We start from the raw sequence: 21,731 nt of genomic DNA, 5'->3' as shown, positions 1-21,731 counted from the left end.
GCCGTACGCATATACCGGGTATGCCACCGGTATGCCACGGGCCTGGCCGGATTTGTGGAAAATCAAACACCGTATGCGATTCCCTTGGCCGCCCCGCTGGCGGGGCTATCGTGTGCCTACCGCCCTTCCTATTGGGCGGGGGAGATCGTCATGGCCAAAATTGCGACACACGCCAGTGCCCAAGCGGGCGCGCCCGCCAGCGGATTCGAGCGGATCAAGGCCTGGCTGATTGGTCTCACCGGCGTGTTGGTGGTGCTGCCGGCGCTCATCAACGGCGGGCTGGATATCTACACCGCGCTGGCCAGGCTGCCCAAGACGGAGTCCGAGCGGCTCAACGTCGAGTTGTTCAAGAAGTACTTCAACAAGCAGCCGGTGGCCGCCTTCCCCGTGCCGATCCGGCGCAGCGACGGCACGGTGGAGGTGCGCTTTTCGGTGTTCGACGAGGGCGACATCTTCGTCGAGTTCGGCAAGTTCACCCAGTGGTTCCCCTTTCCCAAGAGCGAGACGGGCGGTCTCGGGCTGTCCATTCTCGGCCTGCCCTTCCTCGGCTTGGCCCACGCCGAGCAAACCGGCAAGATGCGCGGCCTGGGCCAGTACCAGCAGCAGGACAGCTATGACGCCAACGGCAACGTGGTGCGCGAGCGGCAGTGGGAGAACGGCGTGCGCGAGTGGCAGCGGCTGAACCCGCGCACCGGCGACATTCTGGAGCGCAAGCTCACGCGCCCGGCCCCGGCCGACGCCGCCAAGCCCGCCGACAAGCCCGGCGCCGGTGACGGCGAAGTCAACAAGCGCGCCACCCTCAGCCAGTTCGCCCCGATCGATCTGGAGGCCCTGCGCAACACACCCCGACCCGCGCCCCAGGCCGCCAAACAGGTCAAATTGGGCTCCAGCTGCGTCACCCGGTCCGGCACCTGCAGCCTGCTGTATCCGCTGGAGCCGGACAGCCCCTGCAGTTGCGAAAGCGGTTACGGCAGCGTCGCCGGCCGGACCAAATAGCCGCCCGGCCCGGGCCAGCCACCGCCGTTTTTCCGCCGAAAGTTGTAATCCGGAATAGTTATTGTGGGAAGATAAATATCGCGCTTATACTTTACCGGCAGGCAACAGCAAATACAGCCCAGCCGCACCCCCACCGTAAGCGCAGCTATTTCCGGAGACACCCATGAATAGTCAGAACAATCAAAACATCGCCATCATTGGACTTGGACGCATAGGATCGGCGTTCCTCACCGAAATGCTGAAAAAGAAAAGCGGCGGCATCAACCTCGCCTATGTCGCGGAGAAGATGGACACGCCGGGCAAGGCCCAAGCCATCGCCGCCGGCATCCAGGTGGTCAACCTGGACGACCTGGTGGCGCTGGGCGACAAGCTCGACGTCATCTTCGAGCTGAGCGGCTTGGCCGATGTGCGCAACGAATTGCGCCACAAGCTGGCGGCGGCGGGCAACCACCACACCATCATCGCCTCGGAAACCATCGCCCGGCTGATCTGGGCGCTGATCAGCGACGACGCCCTGCCCGTCATCGAAGGCCGCAAGACGGGCTACTAAGACATACCCGTCGTTCCCGCGCAGGCGGGAACCCATGCGGCGCCAGACCGGATACTGGACATCAGCTTCCGCCCTCGACTAATTGAAAGTCAGCTGCATCTGAATATGGGCGATGCCCACCTCGAAGAACTCGGCGCCATCGACGACGAAACCGTGCCCTTGGTAAAACGGCGCCGCCTGGGTCTGTGCGCTGAGCACGACCTGGCGGTCGCCGCGCGCCTTGGCCTGCGCCATCAAGGCCTGCAACAACTCCCCCCCGACCCCACTGCCCCGTGCCGCCTTGCGCACCGCCATGCGGCCGATATGACCGTCCGGCAGCAAGCGTCCGGTGCCCATCGGCAAGCCGGCGGCATCGTAGGCGACCGCGTGCAGGCAGACGGCATCCATGTCATCGAGTTCTATCTCCGCCGGCACCTTCTGCTCATCGACAAACACTTCGAAACGGATGAGTTTGGCGTCGGCGCTCAGGGCGTCCCAGTTGCCGAAACGGATGTCGTGCTTGGCTGTATTGGTCATGGTGCGAAGGCAAGGAATGGCGAAACGACGATTGGCCCTCTTGCCTTCTGCCAATATTTTCAAGTTAATCTGAATGATAAGACGACAATTCTTTCACCCCATTGAACTTACCAAACTTGGCCCGTACGTGTATCGAATTTCAGAAGCATGTGTATATTCTAGCTTCTGCACATTCGATACGGAGCATCTGTCTTTTGCGTCGGTTCTGATACCGCCTCCTCAGCAACGACAAAGGTTGAGTACATCAAATGATGGCCGCGACAATCATTACGCATTTCACGGGATTCCTCTTCTTGCAACAATCGCTATCTTGGAAATAAATTTCATCATTCATTCCCATTATCGTCAACATTTTTGAGTAAGAACTCGGCCTGCGACGCATCAAGGTCATCGATAATATAAAATCCAATCTGTTGGAATTTATTATTCAAGTTGTCTGCGGTACCAACTTCAACCACGACACGCCGATAGTCGTCTGACGGAGATGCTACGTTGAATGCAGGTGTTGCAGTACCAAGAAATTTACATACACGGTTTCCAATACGGTTTGTAATTTCCTGAATCTGCTTCGAGCATCCCTCGCTGGTTGCATTTCCGCGCGGACCATCTTTGACGAGAAAAATCATTGCCATTTTGCCCCCATGATCGTGATAATTAGTATTACCCCTATTTACTTCAAACTACCGAGTCAAGAAACAAGTAAGGGTCGCATGAAAATATTTCATTGTCTAAAATCATTTTAATGATAAGCGATCGAGAATAACAATTCAAGAATTACTTGCTCGACCAATTGAAAGTCAGCTGCATCTGAATATGGGCGATGCCCACCTCGAAGAACTCGGCGCCATCGACGACGAAGCCGTGCCCTTGGTAAAACGGCGCCGCCTGGGTCTGTGCGCTGAGCACGACCTGGCGGTCGCCGCGCGCCTTGGCCTGCGCCATCAAGGCCTGCAACAACTCACCCCCGACCCCACTGCCCCGTGCCGCCTTGCGCACCGCCATGCGGCCGATATGACCGTCCGGCAGCAAGCGTCCGGTGCCCATCGGCAAGCCGGCGGCATCGTAGGCGACCGCGTGCAGGCAGACGGCGTCCATGTCGTCGAGTTCGATCTCGGCCGGCACCTTCTGTTCATCGACAAACACTTCGAAACGGATGAGTTTGGCGTCGGCGCTCAGGGCGTCCCAGTTGCCGAAACGGATGTCGTGCTTGGCTGAATTGGTCATGGTGCGAGGGCAAGGAATGGCGAAACGACGATTGTCGCACGCCATCCGCCGTGGATGGAAGCGGCGCGCAACGCGGGCCAAGGCGAACGTCGGCGCCGAGACTTCACCGCTTAGAACAAGCTCTGCTGCAAGCTGGTCAGCGTGGTGAAATCATCGCGCAGGAAAGGCAGGATGGCGTCGGCCACCGGTTGCAACTGCCGCGTCAGATAGTGCTCGTAGTCGATCGGCGCGCGGCGCACCTCCAGCGGCTCCGGCCCCGCCGTCGTCATCACATAGCGTATCCAACCACCGCGCTGATATTGCTGCGGCCGCCCGTGGCGCCGGTTGTACTCGTCGGCCACACGCGCCGCCCGCACATGCGGCGGCACGTTGCGCTCGTACTCCTCCAGCGGCCGGCGCAAGCGCTTGCGATACACCAACAGCTCATCGAACTCGCCGGCCACCGTGCGCCGCACATAGTCGCGCAAGTAATCCTGGTAGGGCTCGCCCTTGAAAATGCGCAGGTACAAAGCCTGCTGGAACCGCTGCGCCAGCGGTGTCCAATCGCTGCGCACCGTCTCCAGGCCCTTGTAGATCATCTCCTCGGTGCCGTCCGGCTTGCCGATCAGGCCGGCATAGCGCTTCTTGCTGCCCAGCTCGGAATTGCGGATGGTCGGCATCAGGAAGCGGCGGTAGTGCGTTTCGTACTGCAACTCCAGCGCGCTGTCGAGGCCGAATTCCTCGCGCAGGTGGCCGCTCCACCACTGGTTGACGTGCGCCACCAGCGCGCGGCCGATGTTGCCGGCCTGCTCGTCGTCGTGGGCGTGGCCGAGCCAGACAAAGGTCGAGTCCGTGTCGCCATAGATCACCTGATGGCCCTGCCCTTCGATCAGCTCGCGCGTGCGGTGCATGATTTCCTGGCCGCGCAAGGTGATCGACGAGGCCAGCCGCGGGTCGAAGAAGCGGCAACCGTCCGACCCCAGCACGCCGTAGAAGGCGTTCATGATGATCTTCAAGGCCTGCGACAAAGGCTGGTTGTGCTCGCGCTTGGCCGTCTCCCGGCCCTGCCAGATCTGCTTGACGATGGCCGGCAGGCAATGCTTGTCGCGCGCGAAGCGGCCGCCGCGAAAGCCCGGCACCGTCGCCGCCTGGTCGGCCATGGCCGTGCCGACCACCAGCCCGACCGGGTCGATCAGGAAGGTGCGGATGATCGAGGGGTACAGGCTCTTGTAGTCGAGCACCAGCACCGAGTCGTACAGGCCGGAACGCGATTCCATCACGTAACCGCCCGGACTGTTGTCGCCGACCACGTCGCCCAGGTTCGGCGCCACATAGCCCTGGCGGTGCATCATCGGCATGTACAGGTGTTCGAAGGCGGCCACCGAGCCGCCGCTGCGGTCGACGGCCAGGCCGGTCACGCTGGCCCGTTCCAGCAGGAAGGTCAGCAGCTCGGTCTTGGCGAAGATGCGCGTGACCAGCTCGCAATCCTTCAGGTTGTAGCGCGCCAGCGCCGGCTTGTCCTCGGCGAAGCGGCGGTCGATTTCGGCCATGCGGTCGTAGGGATTGTCGATCGACTTGCCCTCGCCCAGCAGGGCCTGCGAGACGTGCTCCAGGCTGAACGAGGGGAAACGCCAGGTCGCCGACTTGAGCGCCTCGATGCCGTCGATAATCAGGCGGCCGGTGGCGGCGGCGAAGAAATGCTGCTCGTGTCCGCGCCACTCCATTTCGCTGCCGTCGCGGCCGAAACGCAGCGGCAGGTGGTAGCGCTCGGCGTGCTGGCGCAGCACGCGCAGGTCGAACTGCACCAGGTTCCAGCCGATGATGGCGTCCGGGTCGTGCCGCTCCATCCAGCTGTTCAAGCGCTCGATCATCTGGGCGCGGCTGTCGCAATACTCCAGTTCGAAGTCGAGCTCGCCTGCCTCGGCGTTGGCCGGCCCCAGCATGTAGACCTGGCGCTGGCCGCAGCCCTCCAGCGCGATCGAGTACAGCTCGCCGTGGGCGGTGGTTTCAATGTCCAGCGAGGCCAGCCGCAGCGTCGGCCGGTAGCCGGCCGAGGGACGCATTTGACCGTCCAGCAGCGGCCCCTTGCCGTTGGCGCCAGGCACGCCGTCAAAGCGCACCGGCGCCGTGATGAAGCGCTCCATCAGATACCGTTCGGGCGGCCGCACGTCGGCCTCGTAGACGTCGACGCCGTGTTCGCGCAGGCGTTTCTCCAGCTTCATCAACACGCGGTACTGGCGGCAATACAGGCCCAGCACCGGGCGGTGCTGGAAGTCGTTCAAGGCCAGCGGACGCAGCTCGCAGTGGCGCTCGCCGCGCAGCACCAGCTCGGCCTGTTCGCGCTGCTCGGCCGGGATGAAGGCCACCGAGGTCTGCGGCGGCAAGCGCAGGTGGCGCGGTCCCTCGTCGGTCGCCAGCCAGAAGTCGACCTCCGTGCCGGCGGCCGTGTCGCGCCAGTGCCGGGTTAACAGGAAACCCAGGAAACCCTGCTGTGTTTGATCCAAGGTACTACCTTCAAAGCGCCGCTCGGGCTGATTATTGCTTGTTCAATGCTTTCTCGCATGGCGCCGCCGGCTGTGCGCGGGCGGCGGCCTCGCATCTTAAAGCAAAGCGCCGTTGCGCGCTGAGCGATCTTTACAGGCTGGCAACTACGGCGGCCTCCCGCGTCGCCCGCCGGCTCAACAAAGCCAGGCCCAGCAGGCCGCAGACGATCAGCGTGACGGCGATCATCTCCGCCTGCGTGGCGTGGATGCCGGCGAAGTCGAGCACCGGGTTGACGCGGATCTGCTCGATCAACAGGCGCTCCAGCCCGGCCAGCAGCAGATACACCGAGAACAGCCAGCCGGTTTTGAAGGGATGCTTGCGCAAGGCCCACAGCAGGGCGAAACAGGCGAAGGCCATCAGCGTCTCGTAGATCGGCGTCGGATAGACGCCGGGCGCGGCGATGAGTTCGCCGTAGATGTTGTGGTCGTAGGTTTGCGCCCAGGCCCAGGTCGGCAGCCAGTCCGGCTTCAAGGCCATGTTGGCCGGGCCGCCCCAGTCGCCGTCGCCGGAAATCTGGCAGCCGATGCGGCCGATGCCGTAGCCCAGCATCATGGCGCCGGCGGCGGCGTCCAGCAAGGGGCGCGGCGACAGGTTCCAGCGCTTGACGAAGACCATGCCGGTCAGCGTGCCGAAAATCAGGCCGCCGAAGATGCTCAGTCCCGAGCGGCTGAAGATCATGTCCCAGGGCGCGGCGGCAAAGCTGTCCAGATGCTCGAAGATGTGGAAGACCCGGGCGCCGACCACTCCGGCGATCAGCACCGCGATGGTCAGGTCGGGCACGATGTCCTGCGGCGGCTTCTCGATCAGCACGGCGACGCCGTCCTTGCCTTTGCTGCGGCGCCAGGCCAGGCCCAGGCGGCCGGCCTGATACAGCCGGCGCATCTCCACCTTCATGCAGGCGCCGGCGGCCAGCGTCGCCAGGGCGACCAGCAGGCCGAAGGTGGCCAGCGGCAGCGGCAGGTCGTAGCCGATGTAGGCCTTGATGACATCGCTCAAATACGGATACGACATGAATTCTCTCTTCATCGATGAAGGTGGGCGCGGGCGGAATGCGAGAATGTAGCACGCCCGAGAGCGTTCTTCACTGCAGAGTCGGCGCGTGCGCTCGCCGCCGGCGCTGCATCGCTTAGTACAATACCAACTGTAAGGGAACCTCGAAAAACCGTCGTTCCCGCGCAGGCGGGAATCCATACCCCGCATGCCCATTGGCTCACCATGGGTTTCCCCCTGCGCGGCGGTCCGCCGACGCGGAACGACAATTTGGTAGTTTTTCGGAGTGCCCTTAAGAGTATCATCACGCCGTCACTTTCACTGGAGCAACTCCCATGCCATTTCGCCTTCTCCTCGCCCTTCTGTTTGCAACGTCAACAGCCATGGCCGCGCCCGCCGCCGAAGTCGCGCCGAAACAGCTGTTGGATCAGGTTGAGCGCCTGACCGAGCTGTTGCGCGATTCTTACGCGGTCGGCTATCCGAAAGCGGCCCTGTTCAAGATGGTCAGCCCGCAAAAAGGCGAGCAACTGGCGCTGACCTTGTTTACGATCGAAGGATTTGGCGGCGGCAACAGCCACACCCAGTATTTCGCGCTGTTCAGCTACGCAACGGACGACGATGGAAAGCGACCCCAGTACACCTTGCTGGATGTGATACCCATCGGCGGTAAAGGATGGCGCGTCGTGATGAGCCTGGCCGCGAAGCTGGTACGCGATGCGAAAACGCAGGTGTTGGAAATCACCATCCCAACTATGGAAGTCGGCCCGGACGATGCGCCGAATTTCCCCAGCAAGCGCAGCACCGTTAAGCTGCAGCTGAAGAACGGACGGCTCGTCGAAGTCGGCAAGCCTTAAGGGCGCGGCGAATCAACCTGAATTCGTCGTTCCGTATCGGCGGACCGCCGCGTAGGCGGGAACCCATGCTGCGCTAGACAAGATGCGACGCATAGGTTCCCGCTTGCGCGGCGGTCCGCCGATGCGGAACGACAATTTGGCAGTTTTTCAATTGGGCGGTTTTTCTGAGTGCCTTTAAAGTCTAATCAGGCTTTTGCGTCTAATCAGGCTTTTGCCGGCGTTTCACCCAGCTTCATCTTGGCCCGCAAGGCTTCGCGCACATGTGGCGTTGCCTTGTACGGGTCGCTCGGATTGCGCTGCTGCACAATCTCTTCCATCCGGGCTTGCACGCCGGCCAGCGCGTCGGGATGCGAGTAGATGTAGAACTGGCCGTCGGCGATCGCCTTGAAGGTCAGCTCGGCCACATCGGCCGCCGACACCTTGCCGGACGACACGGCCTTGTCCGTCATCGCCTGCGAGGCCAACTGGCTGGCCGTCGGTCCCTTGCTCATGCGCACATCGTCCGGACGGTTGCGGTGCGACTGGCTGATGCCGGTCGGCACGAAGTACGGGCACAACACGGAGGCGCCAACCGGCGCGCCGACCAGTTGCAGATCCTGATACAAGGTTTCCGTCAAGGACACGACGGCATGCTTGGAGACGTTGTAGACGCCCATCGCCGGCGCGTTCAGCAGGCCGGCCATCGACGCCGTGTTGACGATATGCCCCTCAAAGGCCGGGTCTTTGGCGGCGGCATCCAGCATCAGCTTGGTGAAGATGCGCACGCCATGGATCACGCCCCAGACATTGACGCCCAGCACCCACTCCCAGTCCGCCTCGGTGTTTTCCCAGATCAAGCCGCCCGAGCCGACCCCGGCGTTGTTGAACACCAGATGCACGGCGCCGAACTCGGCGACGGTGGCATCGGCCAGCGCCTGCACCTGCTCGCCCTTGCGCACGTCGCAGATCAGGGCGATGACGCTGGCACCCTGGGCCAGCAGTTCGTCCCTGGCGCGGTCGAGGGCGTCGCGCTGCACGTCGGCCAGCACCAGCTTCATGCCCAAGCGCGCCGCGACGTTGGCGAATTCCCGACCCAAACCGCTCGCGCCGCCAGTAATGACGACGACTTTGTCTTTGAATGTTTTCATCAGATCAGTTTCACCAGTTGTTTGCCGAAGTTTTGGCCTTTGAGCAGGCCCATGAACGCTTGCGGGGCGGCGGCCAAGTCGGGCGCCACCGATTCCCGGTACTTGAGCTTGCCGGTCGCGACCAGCATGCCCAGTTCCGTCAGGCCTTGCGGCCAGAATTCCATGTGTTCGGTGACGATGAAGCCGCGCATGCTCAGGCGGTTGGTCAGCAAGACCCGCGCGTTCTTGATGTGCACGTCCTCGCCGTTGTAGCCGGCGATCATGCCGCACAGGGCGATGCGGCCGAAGGCGTTGCTGCGCGCCAGCGCGGCGTCGAACACGGCGCCGCCGACGTTCTCGAAGATGGCGTCGATGCCGTTCGGCGCGGCGGCGGCCAAGTCGGCCGACAGGTTGCCAGCCTTGTAGTCGACGCAGGCGTCAAAGCCCAGCTCGTTGACGACGTAATCGCACTTCTCCTTGCCGCCGGCGATGCCGACGACGCGGCAGCCACGCAGCTTGGCCAGCTGGCCGACCACGCTGCCGACGGCGCCGCTGGCGGCGGACACCGCCACGGTCTCGCCGGCCTTCGGTTGCATGATCTGGTTCAGGCCGTACCAGGCGGTCATGCCGGTCATGCCGACCGGACCCAGGTAGGCCGACAGCGGAATCCGGCTGACGTCCAGCTTGCGCAGCAAGGCGCCGTCGGAGACGCCCATCTCGGCCCAGCCGAACATGCCGGCGACATGGTCACCGACGGCGAACTTGGGGTTCTTCGATTCGACCACCTGGCCGACGGTGCCGCCGATCATGGTTTCGTTGACCGGCTGCGGCGCGGCGTAGCTCTTGGCCTCGCTCATGCGGCCGCGCATATACGGGTCCAGCGAGAGGAAATGGTTGCGCACCAGCACCTGGCCGTCGGCCAGGGCGGGCACGTCGACCGTCTCCAGTCGGAAATTGCCGGCTTGCACCTCGCCGCGCGGCCGCTCGGCCAACACGATGCGTTGAAAAGTTGTCATGCTGATTCTCCCTCAGTTTCTCTCAAATTTCCTAAACGGCGGACACGCCGCCGTCCACCGCCAGCGTCTGGCCGGTGATGTGTTTGCCGGCGTCGGAGGCGAACAGCACCGCCACACCCTTCAAGTCTTCGTTGTCGCCGATGCGTTGCAGCGGCGCCCCCTTGGCCAGCTCCTCGCTGCCCAGCTTCTCCAGGATGCCCTTGGTCATCTTGGACGGGAAGAAGCCCGGCGCCACCGCGTTGACGGTGATGCCGTAGGCGCCCCACTCGCCGGCCAGGGCGCGGGTGAAGTTGATGACGGCGGCCTTGGAGGTGTTGTAGGCGATGGTTTTCATGGTGCCCGGCGGGTTGCCGCTGACCCCGGCGATGGAGGCGATATTGATGATGCGACCGTACTTGCGCGGAATCATCGAGCGCTTGCCGACCGCCTGCGACACCAGGAAGATGCTGCGGATGTTCAGGTTCATCACCTTGTCCCAGGCTTCGACCGGATGGTCCTCGGCCGGCGCGCCCCAGCTGGCGCCGGCGTTGTTGATCAGGATGTCGATGTGGCCGAGCTGGCTGATGGCGGCGTCGACCAGGGTGTTGACCTGGGCGTCGTCCTGCAGGTCGGCGGCGACGGCGCTGGCGGTGACGCCCTGCGCGGCGAGGAAGGCCAGCGCCTCGTCCAGATCGGCCTGCTTGCGCGAGGAGATCAGCACCTTGGCGCCCTGCTCGCCCAAGGCCAGCGCCATTTGCAGGCCGAGGCCGCGCGAACCGCCGGTGACCAGTGCCGTTTTACCGGCGAGGGAAAACAATTCTTGAGTTGTACGCATGTCTCTTCCTTATTGTTGTGTGTGGGGTAAGTCGCTCAATTCGCTTGCCGCCGTGCGTTTGAGGTGTCGGCGGCTACAAAAACCACCCAAAGGCGAAGAGCCGGGGTCGGACCCCGCGGGTCCGACCCCAGTTTTTGCCGGTGGGTGGTTTTAGATTTCGTAGTCCATGCACTGGCGCGCTTCGCGCACGGCGCCGAAGAAGGGTTTGAGTGCCACGTGCTCGGGATGGTTCTGGTAGGCGTCCAAGGCGGCCTTGTCGGTGAATTCCGAGTAGAGGACCACGTCGTAAGTCGCTTCCAAACCGGGCTGGGCCACCACCGCCTCCAATTTCAGGATACCCGGCACCAGATTGGCGCAGGCGTCGAGCAGGGTTTTCATCTTGGCGGCGTTGCCGGCGCGGTCGGCGCCCTCGGCGTGGTCCTTGAGTTTCCAAAAGACGATGTGTTTGATCATATGTTTTTCGTATCGAAGTCGTTAAAACCACGCGTTTTGCATATCGAGCGTGGTGGTGTCTATGCTTTCGAGCAAGGCCAGCTGCTGCTCCACCTTGGGCAATTCCCAGCGGAAGAAGAAGCGGCAGGCCTGCAACTTGCCACGGTAGAAGTCGGCGTCGGCGGCGCTGGCCTCCGGCAGCTGGCTGGCGGCCAGCACAGCCTGCTGCAGCCAGATCCAGGCCACCACCACGTGGCCGACCGCTTCCAAGTAGGCGCTGGCGTTGGCCAGGGTCTTGTTCATGTCCCCGGCAGCATACAGGGCCTGGGTCACTTGTTCCACCCGCTGCCAGGCGGATTCCAGCGCGGCGGCGTGGGCCAGCAGCTCGCCGGCGAGCTCGGCGGCCAGCTCGGCCGGCAGTCCAGCACCGGCGTGGAGCGGCGCGGCGACGCTGCCGCGCACCTTGCGCACGGTCTTGCGCAGCTCGCCGCCGAAGGCCTTGAACAGCGCGCCGTCCTGCAGCGCCACCTTGCGGCCGAGCAGGTCGAGGCCGTGGATGCCATGGGTGCCCTCGTGGATGGCGTTCAGGCGGTTGTCGCGGTAGAACTGTTCGACATTGTATTCGCGGGTGTAGCCGTAGCCGCCGTGCACCTGGATCGCCAGGCTGTTGGCCTCGACGCACCATTGCGAGGGCCAGGACTTGGTGATCGGGGTCAAGAAATCGAGCAGGCGGCCGGCGTGCTCGCGCGCTTCCGGCGTCTCGGCGCTGCGTTGCTCGTCGACCAGTCGGGCGCTGTACAGCACCAAGCCGAGGCCGCCTTCCACATACGCCTTCTGCGCCAGCAACATGCGCCGCACGTCGGTGTGCTCGATGATCGCCAGTTGCGGCTGGGCCGGGTCTTTTTGCGCCGGATGGCGGCCCTGCGGCCGGTTGCGGGCGTAGTCCAAGGCGTGCAGGTAGCCGGTATAGCCGAGCACGGCGGCGCCCAGGCCGACGGCGATGCGCGCCTCGTTCATCATGTGGAACATGTTCGCCAGGCCCTGGTGGGCGCTGCCGACCAAGTAGCCGATGGCGCCGCCCTTGCCTTCCGGCTGGAACTTGCCCTCGCCGAAATTGAGCAGGCAGTTGCTGGTGCCGCGATTGCCCATCTTGTGGTTCAGGCCGGCCAGCACGACGTCGTTGCGCTCGCCCAGGCTGCCGTCGGCGTTGACGAGGAATTTGGGCACGACGAACAGGGAGATGCCCTTGACGCCGGCAATCAGTTTGCCGTCCGGACCGGGGATCTTGGCCAGCACCAGGTGGACGATGTTGCCGGCCAGCTCGTGCTCGCCGGCGGAAATCCACATCTTGTTGCCGCGCAGGCGGTACTGGCGCTCGCCGTCGACGCCGGCCGCCGGGTCCGGCTCGGCACGGCTGCTGATGTCGGACAGGCTGGAGCCGGCCTGCGGCTCGGACAAGCACATGGTGCCGAAGAACTTGCCGGCGAACATGGGCTCGACGAAACGGCGCACCTGCTCCGGCGTGCCGCATTTGAGCAGGGTGTTGGCGCTGCTGATGGTCAGGAAGAGATAAGCGGCGGTGCTGACGTTGGCGCTGGTGAAGTAGGCCGACAGCACTTTTTCCACCACCGTCGGCAGTTGCATGCCGTCGCGCTCGAAGTCCTGGCCGGCGGCCATCAGGCCGGCGGCGCAGAAGGCGTCCAACGCGGTCTTGACCTCGGGAATGATCTGCACGCGCAGGCAATTTCCGTCCGGCACGGCGTGCGGCTCCTGCTGGTCGCTGGTCTTGTTGTGCGGGGCGAACAAGTCGGTGGCGATCTGTTCGGCCGTGTCGATGGCGGCGTCGAAAGTTTCGCGGTTGTGCTCCTGGAAGCGCGGACGGCGACTCAGCGCCGCCGCGTCCAGCCACTCGTAGAGCATGAATTCGATGTCGCGGCGCGACAGCAGGGTCGATTGCATTCGGGTGCCTTGATGGTGTGGGGATGCGCCGGGGGGGCTTAAGCAAACCCACAGGCACAATCTGGGGTCAGACCCTGCGGGTCCGACCCCGGCACTCCGCCTTTGGGTTCGGTTGCGGTCGGCGGTGCGCCGCCTAGACGACTTCGAACAAGCCGGCCGCACCCTGGCCGCCGCCGATGCACATCGTCACGACGACATATTTGACGCCACGGCGCTTGCCTTCGATCAGCGCATGGCCGGTCAGGCGGGCGCCCGAGACGCCATACGGGTGGCCGACGGCGATGGCGCCGCCGTTGACGTTCAGGCGCTCGAGCGGGATGCCCAGCGTGTCGGCGCAGTACAACACCTGCACGGCGAAGGCCTCGTTGAGCTCCCACAGGCCGATGTCCGCCACTGTCAAACCGGCCTTCTTCAACAACTTGGGAATCGCGAAGACGGGGCCGATGCCCATCTCGTCGGGCTCGCAGCCGGCCACGGCGAAGCCGCGGAAGATGCCCAGCGGCTGCAAGCCCTTGGCGGCGGCGGTCTGGGCGTTCATCACGATGGCCATCGAGGCGCCGTCGGAGAACTGGCTGGCGTTGCCGGCGCTGATGACGCCGCCCGGCATGGCGCTGCGGATCTTGGAGACGGCCTCGTAGGTGGTGTCGGCGCGGATGCCCTCGTCGGCGGAAATCGTCACTTCCCGGCTGAGCAACATGCCGGAGGCCTTGTCGGCCACGCCCATGATGGTGGTCATCGGCACGATCTCGGCGTTGAACAAGCCGGCGGCCTGGGCGGCGGCGGCGCGCTGCTGGCTTTGCGTGCCGTACTCGTCCTGGCGCTCGCGGCTGATGTTGTAGCGCTTGGCGACGGTCTCGGCGGTTTGCAGCATCGACCAGTAGAGCTCCGGCTTGTGCTCGGACAACCAGACTTCCTTGTACATATGCAGGTTCATCTCCTGCTGCACGCAGGAAATCGACTCGACGCCGCCGGCGGCGTAGATGTCGCCTTCGCCGGCGATGATGCGCTGGGCCGCCGTGGCGATGGTTTGCAGGCCGGACGAGCAGAAGCGGTTGATGGTCATGCCGCCGGTGGTGACCGGGCAGCCGGCGCGGATGGCGACCTGGCGGGCGATGTTGCCGCCGGTGGCGCCCTCCGGATTGGCGCAGCCGACCAGCACGTCCTCCACCTCGCCGGCCTCGATGTTGGCGCGGCCGATGGCCGCCTGCAGGGCGTGGCCGCCCAGCGTGGCGCCGTGCGTCATGTTGAACGCGCCCTTCCACGATTTGGCCAAGGCGGTGCGGGCGGTCGATACGATGACGGCATCTATCATGTGAGTCTCCTGGAGGAAAAGTGTTTTGTAATGAGTCCGCAAGCCCGACGCGCGGGTCGGCCCGCACGCCGTGGCGGCTTTGTGTCCACTGGTGAGAATGAGAATAGCATATTTTAGTACGGTCGTTCGCAAATTTTCCGAGAACTTTTTGTAGCCACTTTTGCCACCCCATGCCTTGTCATTTTGTAATCTTTATGTAAGCGTGAAGCAAGTTTGACGTAAGCTTAAGCGGTCACACTCACTCAAGCCGATAAAAACGGGGAAAACACCCAAATCGGCTGACATAGCTCAATAAATACTATAAGGAGACAAATCATGGCAGTTACAACCGGCAGTTCTGCGGATGTGCGCAAGATGGGCCAAAAGTCCAACCCGATCACACCCGAGGAACGCAAGGTCATCTTTGCTTCCTCGCTGGGGACGGTGTTCGAATGGTATGACTTCTACCTGTACGGCTCGCTCGCATCCATCATCGCCAAGCAGTTTTTCATCGGCGATCCCACCACCACCTTCATTTTCGCCCTGCTGGCCTTCGCCGCCGGTTTCATCGTGCGTCCTTTCGGCGCGCTGGTGTTCGGCCGCCTGGGCGACATGATCGGGCGTAAATACACCTTCCTGATCACCATCCTGATCATGGGCGCCTCGACCTTCATCGTCGGCCTGCTGCCCGGCTACGCCGCGATCGGCATCGCCGCCCCCATCATCCTGGTCACCCTGCGCATCTTGCAAGGCCTGGCCTTGGGCGGCGAATACGGCGGCGCGGCCACCTATGTCGCCGAGCACGCCCCCGAGGGCAAGCGCGGCGCCTTCACCGCCTGGATCCAGACCACCGCGACCCTGGGCTTCTTCCTGTCCTTGATGGTGATCCTGGGCACCCGCATGGCGATCGGCGAAGAAGGCTTCAACGCCTGGGGCTGGCGCGTGCCCTTCCTGGTCTCCGTGCTGCTGCTCGGCATCTCCGTGTGGATCCGTCTGTCGATGAACGAGTCGCCCGCCTTCGCCAAGATGAAGGCCGAGGGCAAGACCTCGAAGGCGCCGCTGAGCGAAGCCTTCGGCCAGTGGAAGAACCTGAAGATCGTCATCCTGGCGCTGATCGGCTTGACCATGGGCCAGGCCGTCGTCTGGTACACCGGCCAATTCTACGCCCTGTTCTTCATGCTGCAAACGCTGAAGATCGACCTCGCCACGGCCAACATCCTGATCGCCATCGCCCTGCTGCTGGCGACGCCGTTCTTCATCTTCTTCGGCACCCTGTCCGACCGCATCGGCCGCAAATACATCATCCTCGGTGGCTGCCTGATCGCCGCGCTGACCTACTTCCCGCTGTTCGCCGGCCTGACCCACTTCGGCAACCCGGCGCTGGAAGCCGCGCTGAAGAACTCGCCCGTGGTGGTGGTGGCCGACCCGGCCTCCTGCCACTTCCAGTTCAACCTGACCGGCACCAAGAAGTTCCCCTCGTCCTGCGACATCGCCACCCAGGTCCTGTCGGCCGGCTCGGTCGCCTACAGCAAGCTTGACGCGCCGGCCGGCAGCGTGGCCGTCATCAAGGTGGGCGACAAGGAACTGACCTCGTTCAACGCCACCATGACCGCCGACGGCCTGAACTTCGACGCCGCCAGCAAGAAACTGGAAGCCACCTTCAAGAAGGACGCCGGCGCCGCCATCAAAGCGGCCGGCTATCCGGCCAAGGCCGATCCGGAGCAGATCAACAAGCCGATGATGGTCTTGTTGCTGTTCATCCTGGTGCTGTACGTGACGATGGTCTACGGCCCGGTCGCCGCCATGTTGGTCGAGATGTTCCCGACCCGCATCCGCTACACCTCGATGTCGCTGCCCTACCACATCGGCAACGGCTGGTTCGGCGGCCTGCTGCCGACCACCGCCTTCGCGCTGGTGGCCTTCAAGGGCGACATCTACTACGGCCTGTGGTATCCGATCGTGATCGCCCTGGCCACCGTGGTGATCGGCACCCTGTTCGTCGCCGAAACGCGCGACAACGACATCTACGCGGCCGACTGATCCAGCCGCGCAGCAACACGAAAGCCGCCAGCGATGGCGGCTTTTTTTTCGTCCCGCAACATTGCTCAGGCCTGCTCGGCGACCTCGTGCTGGTACATCAGGCGGTGCTGCTGGAAGGCCTCGCCGATGCAATTGCGCAGCAACTCGTCGTTCCACGGCTTGGTGAAGAAACGGTAGACGGCGCCGCGGTTGATGGCGTCGATGACCGACTCCAGGTCGGTGTAGCCGGACAGGATGATGCGGATGGTCTCCGGATACAGCGCCTTGACGCGGCTGAGGAACTCGGTGCCGCTCATCTCCGGCATGCGCTGGTCGGACAGCACCACCTGCACCGGATGCAGGGCCAGCAGGGCCAGCGCCTCGGCGGCGTTGTTGGCGGTGAGGATGCGGTAGCCGTCCGGCCGCAAGGTGCGCGCCAGCGCCTTGACGATGTTGACCTCGTCGTCGAGGATCAGCAGGATGCGCTCGGCGGCGTCGCTCGGCAGCGCCAGCTTCTTGTGCGTGCCGAGCAGCTCGGCGAAGGCGGCCGGCGCCACCGCCTTGCTGAACAGGAAGCCCTGCATCTCGTCGCAATGGCGCCGCCGCAGGTAGTTCATCTGCCCCTCGGTCTCGACGCCCTCGGCGATCACGCTGATGTGCATATTGTGCGCCAGGCCGATGACGGCGTTGCAGATGGCGGCGTCGTCGGGCACCGTGGTGACGTCGCGCACGAAGGAGCGGTCGATCTTCAACTGGTCGATGGGGAAGCGCTTCAGATAGCTGAGCGAGGAGTAGCCGGTGCCGAAGTCGTCGAGCGAGATGCCGACGCCGAGTTGCTTGAACTCGGCCAGGATGGCCACCGCCGCCTCGACGTCGTGCATCACCGCGCTCTCGGTGACCTCCAGCTTGAGCGCGCCGGGCGGCAGGCCGTTGTCGCTGAGGGCGGCGCGCACCACCTGCACCAGGTCCTTCTGGTGGAATTGGCGCGCCGACAGGTTGACCGCCACCGGCGGCACCGGCAGGCCCTGCTGGCGCCAGGCGCGCAGCTGGGCGCAGACGTTGTTGATGGCCCAGGCGCCCAGCGGCAGCACCAGGCCGGTCTCCTCGGCCAGACGGATGAATTCGGTCGGCGCCACCATGCCACGGCTCGGATGGCGCCAGCGCATCAGCGCCTCGGCGCCGGTGATGTTGCCGTTGCTCAGGCTCACCTGGGGCTGATAGTGCATCAGCAACTCCTCGCGTTCGAGCGCCTGGCGCAGGTCGGCCTCCATCGAGAAGCGCGCCGCCATGCGGGCGTTCATCGCCGGCGCGTAGAAGCGGAAGGTGTTGCCGCCCAGACCCTTGGCGTCCTGCATGGCCAGGTCGGCGATGCGCAGCAGCGCCGTCGGGTCGGTGCCGTCGTCGGGGAACAGGCTGATGCCGATCGAGGCCAGCGGCCGCACATTGGGCGGCCCGCCGGGCAGCGGCTGGTCCAACCGCGCCAGGATGGTGGTGGCCAGCGCGCCGGCCGCCGCCGCCGACTCGACGCCGGGCAGCAGGACGACGAACTCGTCGTTGCCCGGCCGCGCCACCGTGGCGCCGTCGCCCACCAGCGACTCAAGCAGCCGGGCCACTTCGGCCAGCATCTGGTCGCCCACCTTGTGGCCGAAGTTGTCGTTGACGTCCTTGAAGCGGTCCAGGTCGATGAACAGCGCCGCCAGGTGCTTGCCGCCGACCTTGGCCTGCTCGGCCGCCTGGGCCAGCCGGCCCTCCAGCGTGACGCGGTTGGCCAGGCCGGTCAGCGTGTCGAAACTGACGCGGTGGTCGAGCAGCGCCTCGATGCGCTGCCGCTCGGACGCCTCGCGCACGCGGGCGATGCCGTACTCCAGGTTGCGCAGCAGCTCGCCCAGCAGCGCCAGCTCGGTGGCGTCGAAGCGGCCGGAGGCGCCGTCGTACAGGTTGAGCGCGCCGAGCACCTCGTCGCCGCAGCACAGCGGCATGGCGACGCAGGAGAGCAGCCCGCGCGGCAGCGCGCCGCCGCGCCAGGCGGCGAACAGCGGGTCGTGGGCGACGTCGCTGGTGGCCAGGATGCGGCGCTGGACGATGGCGGTGCCGGCGGCGGCGCGGCGGCGCACGTCCTCGCCCCAGCTGAGCTTGAGCTGGTCGACATAGTCGCGGTCGCTGCCGCCGTGCGCCACCGGCTCGATGTGCTGCTCGGCGTCGCGGCGGGCGTAGCCGACCCAGGCCAGGCGGTAGTGGCCGGCGTCGACCAGCGCCTCGCAAAAGCCCTGCAGCATCGCCATCTCGTCGGCGGCGCCGGCCAGCGCGGTGTTGCAGGCGCCGCGCAGCGCCGCCACGCGCTCCAGCACCAGCAGGCTGGCGGCCTGCTGGTGGCGGACATCCTCGTTGTGGCGGGCGTCGATGGCCAGGTCGTTGAGGGTGTTGACCAGTTGCTGGAATTCGCTGGAACTGTTGACCTGCAGACGTTTCGGCAGCTTGCCGTCGGCCACGTCGCGGGCGAAGGCGACGCATTCGCGCAGGGTGCGGTCGATGCCGCGCACCACGCCGAAGGCCAGCGCCATGCCGAGCGCCAACGCCGCCAGCGGCGCCAGCAAGGCCACCAGCGTGCTCAGATGGCGCAGCCAGCCCAGGCGTCGCTCCGCCGCCGCGCCGGCCTCGCTGGCGTGCTCGGTCAGCTTCGCCAGCCGGGCCGGCAACTGCGCATAGGCGGCGGCCTGGTAGCTCAGCAGGCCGATGTCCTGCGCCTCGCCGCGCAGCGGCTCGGCGGCCACGGCGGCGGCCAGGCGCATGTCCTCGCGCACGCCGCGCAGCGCCTCGAGCCGGCCCGGTCCCTCGGCGCCCCCCTGCAGCAGCGCCGCGCTGGCGCGCAGGCTCAGCTCGACGATGCGGTTGTCGCGCTCAATGAAGCCCTGCAACGCCGACGACAGGTATTGCTGGCTGGCGGTCACCACCAGCACGGCCAGCAGCACCGGCGCCACCAGCGCGGCCATGCCGACCAGCAGGCGGGCGCGCAGACTGAGTTGTTGGAACTTCTCGCTGAACTTGGAAAGGGCTGCCATGGCGCAAGGCTTTCATCGGGTGCTTCGTGTTCGAGTGGGGCCTAAAAGGTGAACCTGAAATCAATCTTACCTTGTTTTTATTTCGCCATTTGCCTGTTAGAACACCGCCGCCATCCACGCAACACTAGCAATAAAAAAGCCGCTATCGCTAGCGGCTTGGGACTTTCCGACGGCTATTTTCGGGCTCAGCCGTTGAACGACTTGCCTTCGGACGCCAGTTTCACCAACAGCGGCGCCGCCTGCCAGGCCTCGCCGTGATGGCCCTTGGCGTACTGCTCGATCGCCGCCAGCACGTTGGGCAGGCCGACCGTGTCGGCGTAGAACATCGGGCCGCCACGGAACAGCGGGAAGCCGTAACCGGTCAGGTAGACCATGTCGATATCCGAGGCGCGCATGGCGATGCCCTCTTCGAGGATCAAGGCCGCCTCGTTGACCATCGAGAACACCAGCCGCTCGACAATTTCCTGGTCGCTGACCTTGCGCCGCGCCACACCCAGATCGGCCGAATGCTGGACGATCATCGCGTTGACCAGCTCGGACGGATAGGCCTTGCGGTCGCCCGCCTTGTAGTCATACCAGCCGGCGCCGGTCTTCTGGCCGAAACGGCCCAGTTCGCACAACAGGTCGGCGGTCTTCGAATAGCTGATCTGCGGCGACTCCACATAGCGGCGCTTGCGGATGTACCAGCCGATGTCGTTGCCGGCCAGGTCGCCCATGCGGAACGGTCCCATGGCGAAACCGAACTTCTCGACCGCCTTGTCGACCTGCTCCGGCAGACAGCCCTCCTCCAGCAGGAAGCCGGCCTGGCGGCTGTACTGCTCGATCATGCGGTTGCCGATGAAGCCGTCGCACACGCCCGACACCACGCCGGTCTTCTTGAGCTTTTTCGACAACGCCAGCGTGGTCGCCAGCACGTCCTTGCCGGTCTTGGCGCCGCGCACGATTTCCAGCAGCTTCATCACGTTGGCCGGGCTGAAGAAGTGGGTGCCGACGACGTCCTCGGGACGCCGGGTGAAGTTGGCGATCTGGTTCAGGTCCAGGGTCGAGGTGTTGGAGGCCAGGATGGCGCCCGGCTTCATCACCTCGTCGAGCTTGCGGAACACGGTTTCCTTGACGCCCATGTCCTCGAAAACCGCCTCGACGACGATGTCGGCCTGGCCGATTTCCTCGTAGGACAGGGTGCCGCTGATCAGGGCCAGGCGCTGGTCGAACTTATCCTGCGTCAACTTGCCCTTCTTCATGGTGTTCTCATAGTTCTTGCGGATCGTCGCCAGGCCCTTGTCGAGCGCCTCCTGCTTGGTTTCCAGCAGGATCACCGGGATGCCGGCGTTGACGAAGTTCATCGCGATGCCGCCGCCCATGGTGCCGGCGCCGATCACGGCGGCCCGCTTGATGGCGCGGGTCGGCGTGTCGGCCGGCACGTCGGGCACCTTGCTGGCGACGCGCTCGGCGAAGAAGGCATGGCGCAGCGCCTTCGACTCGGTGGTTTGCATCAGGCCCAGGAAGCACTCGCGCTCGAACTTGATGCCGTCGTCAAACTTCATCGTGACCGAGGCGGCCACCGTTTCGACGCACTTCAGCGGCGCCGGGAACGGGCCGGACATGGCCTTCACCGTGTTGCGCGAGAACTGCAGGAAGGCCTCGTGGTTGGGATAGTCGACCGTGCGCTCGCGCACCTTCGGCAGCGGACGGGCGTCGGCGATCTTGCCGGCGAAGGCCACGGCCGCCGTCAGCAAATCGGCATCGGCGGCGAACACCTCGTCGAACAAGGCGGTCTTGGCCAGCTTCTCCGACAACACCGGCGTGCCGGAAACGATCATGTTCAAGGCCATCTCCAGACCCAGCACGCGCGGCAGGCGCTGCGTGCCGCCGGCGCCCGGCAGCAGGCCGAGTTTAACTTCCGGCAAGGCGATCTGCGCGCCCGGCAGCGCCACCCGGTAGTGGCAACCCAGCGCCAGCTCCAGCCCGCCGCCCATGCACACGCTATGGATGGCGGCGACGACCGGTTTGCTCGAACCCTCCGCCGTGGCGATCAGAGTGGCCAGGCTGGGCTCGGCGAGCGCCTTCGGCGAATTGAATTCCTTGATGTCGGCACCGCCCGAAAAGGCCTTGCCGGCGCCGGTGATGACGATCGCCTTGACGGCGTCGTCGGCCAAAGCCCGCTTGATACCGTCGACGGCAGCCGCACGCGTGGCCAGGCCGAGGCCGTTGACCGGCGGATTGTTCAGCGTAATGACGGCAACGGAACCGTTAACTAAGTATTCGGCGCTCATGTCTCTTCCTTATATTTGATGAAATCGGGTCGGGGATGCGAGAAGCTCACTATACCGCATAAAAGAACGATCGTATTATTTTTTCTTCCCCCTGCCATCCCCCGGGGTG

At 64.6% G+C, this 21,731-nt stretch carries 17 protein-coding genes; 4 read left to right on the top strand and 13 right to left on the bottom strand.

Features of this window, described 5'->3' with window-relative positions:
• The first annotated feature begins 150 nt into the window (after positions 1 to 150).
• Both H7U20_RS01085 and H7U20_RS01080 read left to right on the top strand, forming a co-directional pair.
• Positions 151 to 996 (top strand): hypothetical protein, encoded by an 846-nt coding sequence (locus tag H7U20_RS01085; protein ID WP_199517770.1) that lies wholly within the window; start codon positions 151 to 153, stop codon positions 994 to 996.
• Positions 997 to 1,159: 163 nt separating this feature from the next.
• On the top strand, positions 1,160 to 1,546 hold the full coding sequence (locus H7U20_RS01080) for a Gfo/Idh/MocA family oxidoreductase (protein WP_199517769.1): 387 nt from the start codon (positions 1,160 to 1,162) through the stop codon (positions 1,544 to 1,546).
• 78 nt (positions 1,547 to 1,624) lie between these two features.
• Here the strand turns inward: H7U20_RS01080 and H7U20_RS01075 are convergent, their stop codons facing one another.
• From H7U20_RS01075 to H7U20_RS01055, 5 genes are all read right to left on the bottom strand, one after another.
• A complete protein-coding gene (locus H7U20_RS01075) occupies positions 1,625 to 2,062 on the bottom strand; it encodes a GNAT family N-acetyltransferase (RefSeq protein ID WP_199517802.1) in 438 nt (145 codons plus the stop codon).
• Positions 2,063 to 2,388: 326 nt separating this feature from the next.
• Positions 2,389 to 2,688: a hypothetical protein gene (locus tag H7U20_RS01070; RefSeq protein WP_199517768.1), complete on the bottom strand. Its 300-nt coding sequence runs from the start codon at positions 2,686 to 2,688 to the stop codon at positions 2,389 to 2,391.
• 148 nt (positions 2,689 to 2,836) lie between these two features.
• Positions 2,837 to 3,286 (bottom strand): GNAT family N-acetyltransferase, encoded by a 450-nt coding sequence (locus H7U20_RS01065; RefSeq protein WP_199517767.1) that lies wholly within the window; start codon positions 3,284 to 3,286, stop codon positions 2,837 to 2,839.
• Between the two features lie 110 nt (positions 3,287 to 3,396).
• Positions 3,397 to 5,769 carry a DNA polymerase II gene (locus tag H7U20_RS01060; protein WP_199517766.1) on the bottom strand — a complete coding sequence of 791 codons (2,373 nt, stop codon included), beginning with the start codon at positions 5,767 to 5,769 and terminating at the stop codon, positions 3,397 to 3,399.
• Between the two features lie 130 nt (positions 5,770 to 5,899).
• Positions 5,900 to 6,820, bottom strand: coding sequence for a prolipoprotein diacylglyceryl transferase (locus H7U20_RS01055; RefSeq protein WP_199517765.1), 921 nt, complete (start codon positions 6,818 to 6,820; stop codon positions 5,900 to 5,902).
• Positions 6,821 to 7,134: 314 nt separating this feature from the next.
• Here H7U20_RS01055 and H7U20_RS01050 point away from each other — a divergent pair, with 314 nt between their 5' ends.
• The gene (locus tag H7U20_RS01050; RefSeq protein ID WP_199517764.1) at positions 7,135 to 7,653 is read left to right on the top strand and encodes a hypothetical protein; all 519 of its coding nucleotides are present in this window, start codon (positions 7,135 to 7,137) and stop codon (positions 7,651 to 7,653) included.
• A 203-nt stretch (positions 7,654 to 7,856) separates the two neighbouring features.
• Here the strand turns inward: H7U20_RS01050 and H7U20_RS01045 are convergent, their stop codons facing one another.
• The 6 genes from H7U20_RS01045 to H7U20_RS01020 all read right to left on the bottom strand — a co-directional run bounded on the left by H7U20_RS01045 (position 7,857) and on the right by H7U20_RS01020 (position 14,292).
• The gene (locus H7U20_RS01045) at positions 7,857 to 8,780 is read right to left on the bottom strand and encodes an SDR family oxidoreductase (protein ID WP_199517763.1); all 924 of its coding nucleotides are present in this window, start codon (positions 8,778 to 8,780) and stop codon (positions 7,857 to 7,859) included.
• Positions 8,780 to 9,775, bottom strand: a complete 996-nt coding sequence (locus tag H7U20_RS01040) for an NADP-dependent oxidoreductase (protein WP_199517762.1) — start codon at positions 9,773 to 9,775, stop codon at positions 8,780 to 8,782. The genes H7U20_RS01045 and H7U20_RS01040 overlap by 1 nt, the downstream gene beginning before the upstream one ends.
• A 31-nt stretch (positions 9,776 to 9,806) precedes the next feature.
• Positions 9,807 to 10,589: an SDR family oxidoreductase gene (locus tag H7U20_RS01035; RefSeq protein WP_199517761.1), complete on the bottom strand. Its 783-nt coding sequence runs from the start codon at positions 10,587 to 10,589 to the stop codon at positions 9,807 to 9,809.
• 150 nt (positions 10,590 to 10,739) lie between these two features.
• Positions 10,740 to 11,042 carry a Dabb family protein gene (locus tag H7U20_RS01030; protein WP_199517760.1) on the bottom strand — a complete coding sequence of 101 codons (303 nt, stop codon included), beginning with the start codon at positions 11,040 to 11,042 and terminating at the stop codon, positions 10,740 to 10,742.
• A 21-nt stretch (positions 11,043 to 11,063) separates the two neighbouring features.
• Positions 11,064 to 12,980: an acyl-CoA dehydrogenase gene (locus tag H7U20_RS01025; RefSeq protein WP_199517759.1), complete on the bottom strand. Its 1,917-nt coding sequence runs from the start codon at positions 12,978 to 12,980 to the stop codon at positions 11,064 to 11,066.
• 133 nt (positions 12,981 to 13,113) lie between these two features.
• On the bottom strand, positions 13,114 to 14,292 hold the full coding sequence (locus H7U20_RS01020) for an acetyl-CoA C-acyltransferase (protein WP_199517758.1): 1,179 nt from the start codon (positions 14,290 to 14,292) through the stop codon (positions 13,114 to 13,116).
• Positions 14,293 to 14,607: 315 nt separating this feature from the next.
• Between H7U20_RS01020 and H7U20_RS01015 the strand changes: the two genes are divergently transcribed.
• Positions 14,608 to 16,311 (top strand): MFS transporter, encoded by a 1,704-nt coding sequence (locus tag H7U20_RS01015; protein WP_199517757.1) that lies wholly within the window; start codon positions 14,608 to 14,610, stop codon positions 16,309 to 16,311.
• 65 nt (positions 16,312 to 16,376) lie between these two features.
• Here H7U20_RS01015 and H7U20_RS01010 read toward each other — a convergent pair whose 3' ends face one another.
• Entirely contained in the window at positions 16,377 to 19,349 is a 2,973-nt protein-coding gene (locus H7U20_RS01010; RefSeq protein WP_199517756.1) for an EAL domain-containing protein, read from the bottom strand.
• Positions 19,350 to 19,534: 185 nt separating this feature from the next.
• Positions 19,535 to 21,622, bottom strand: coding sequence for a 3-hydroxyacyl-CoA dehydrogenase NAD-binding domain-containing protein (locus tag H7U20_RS01005; RefSeq protein ID WP_199517755.1), 2,088 nt, complete (start codon positions 21,620 to 21,622; stop codon positions 19,535 to 19,537).
• Positions 21,623 to 21,731 lie beyond the last annotated feature (109 nt).

The organism is Rugamonas violacea (assembly GCF_016461825.1).
Classification (GTDB): domain Bacteria; phylum Pseudomonadota; class Gammaproteobacteria; order Burkholderiales; family Burkholderiaceae_D; genus Rugamonas.
This window is presented reverse-complemented; position numbering and strand designations above follow the sequence as displayed.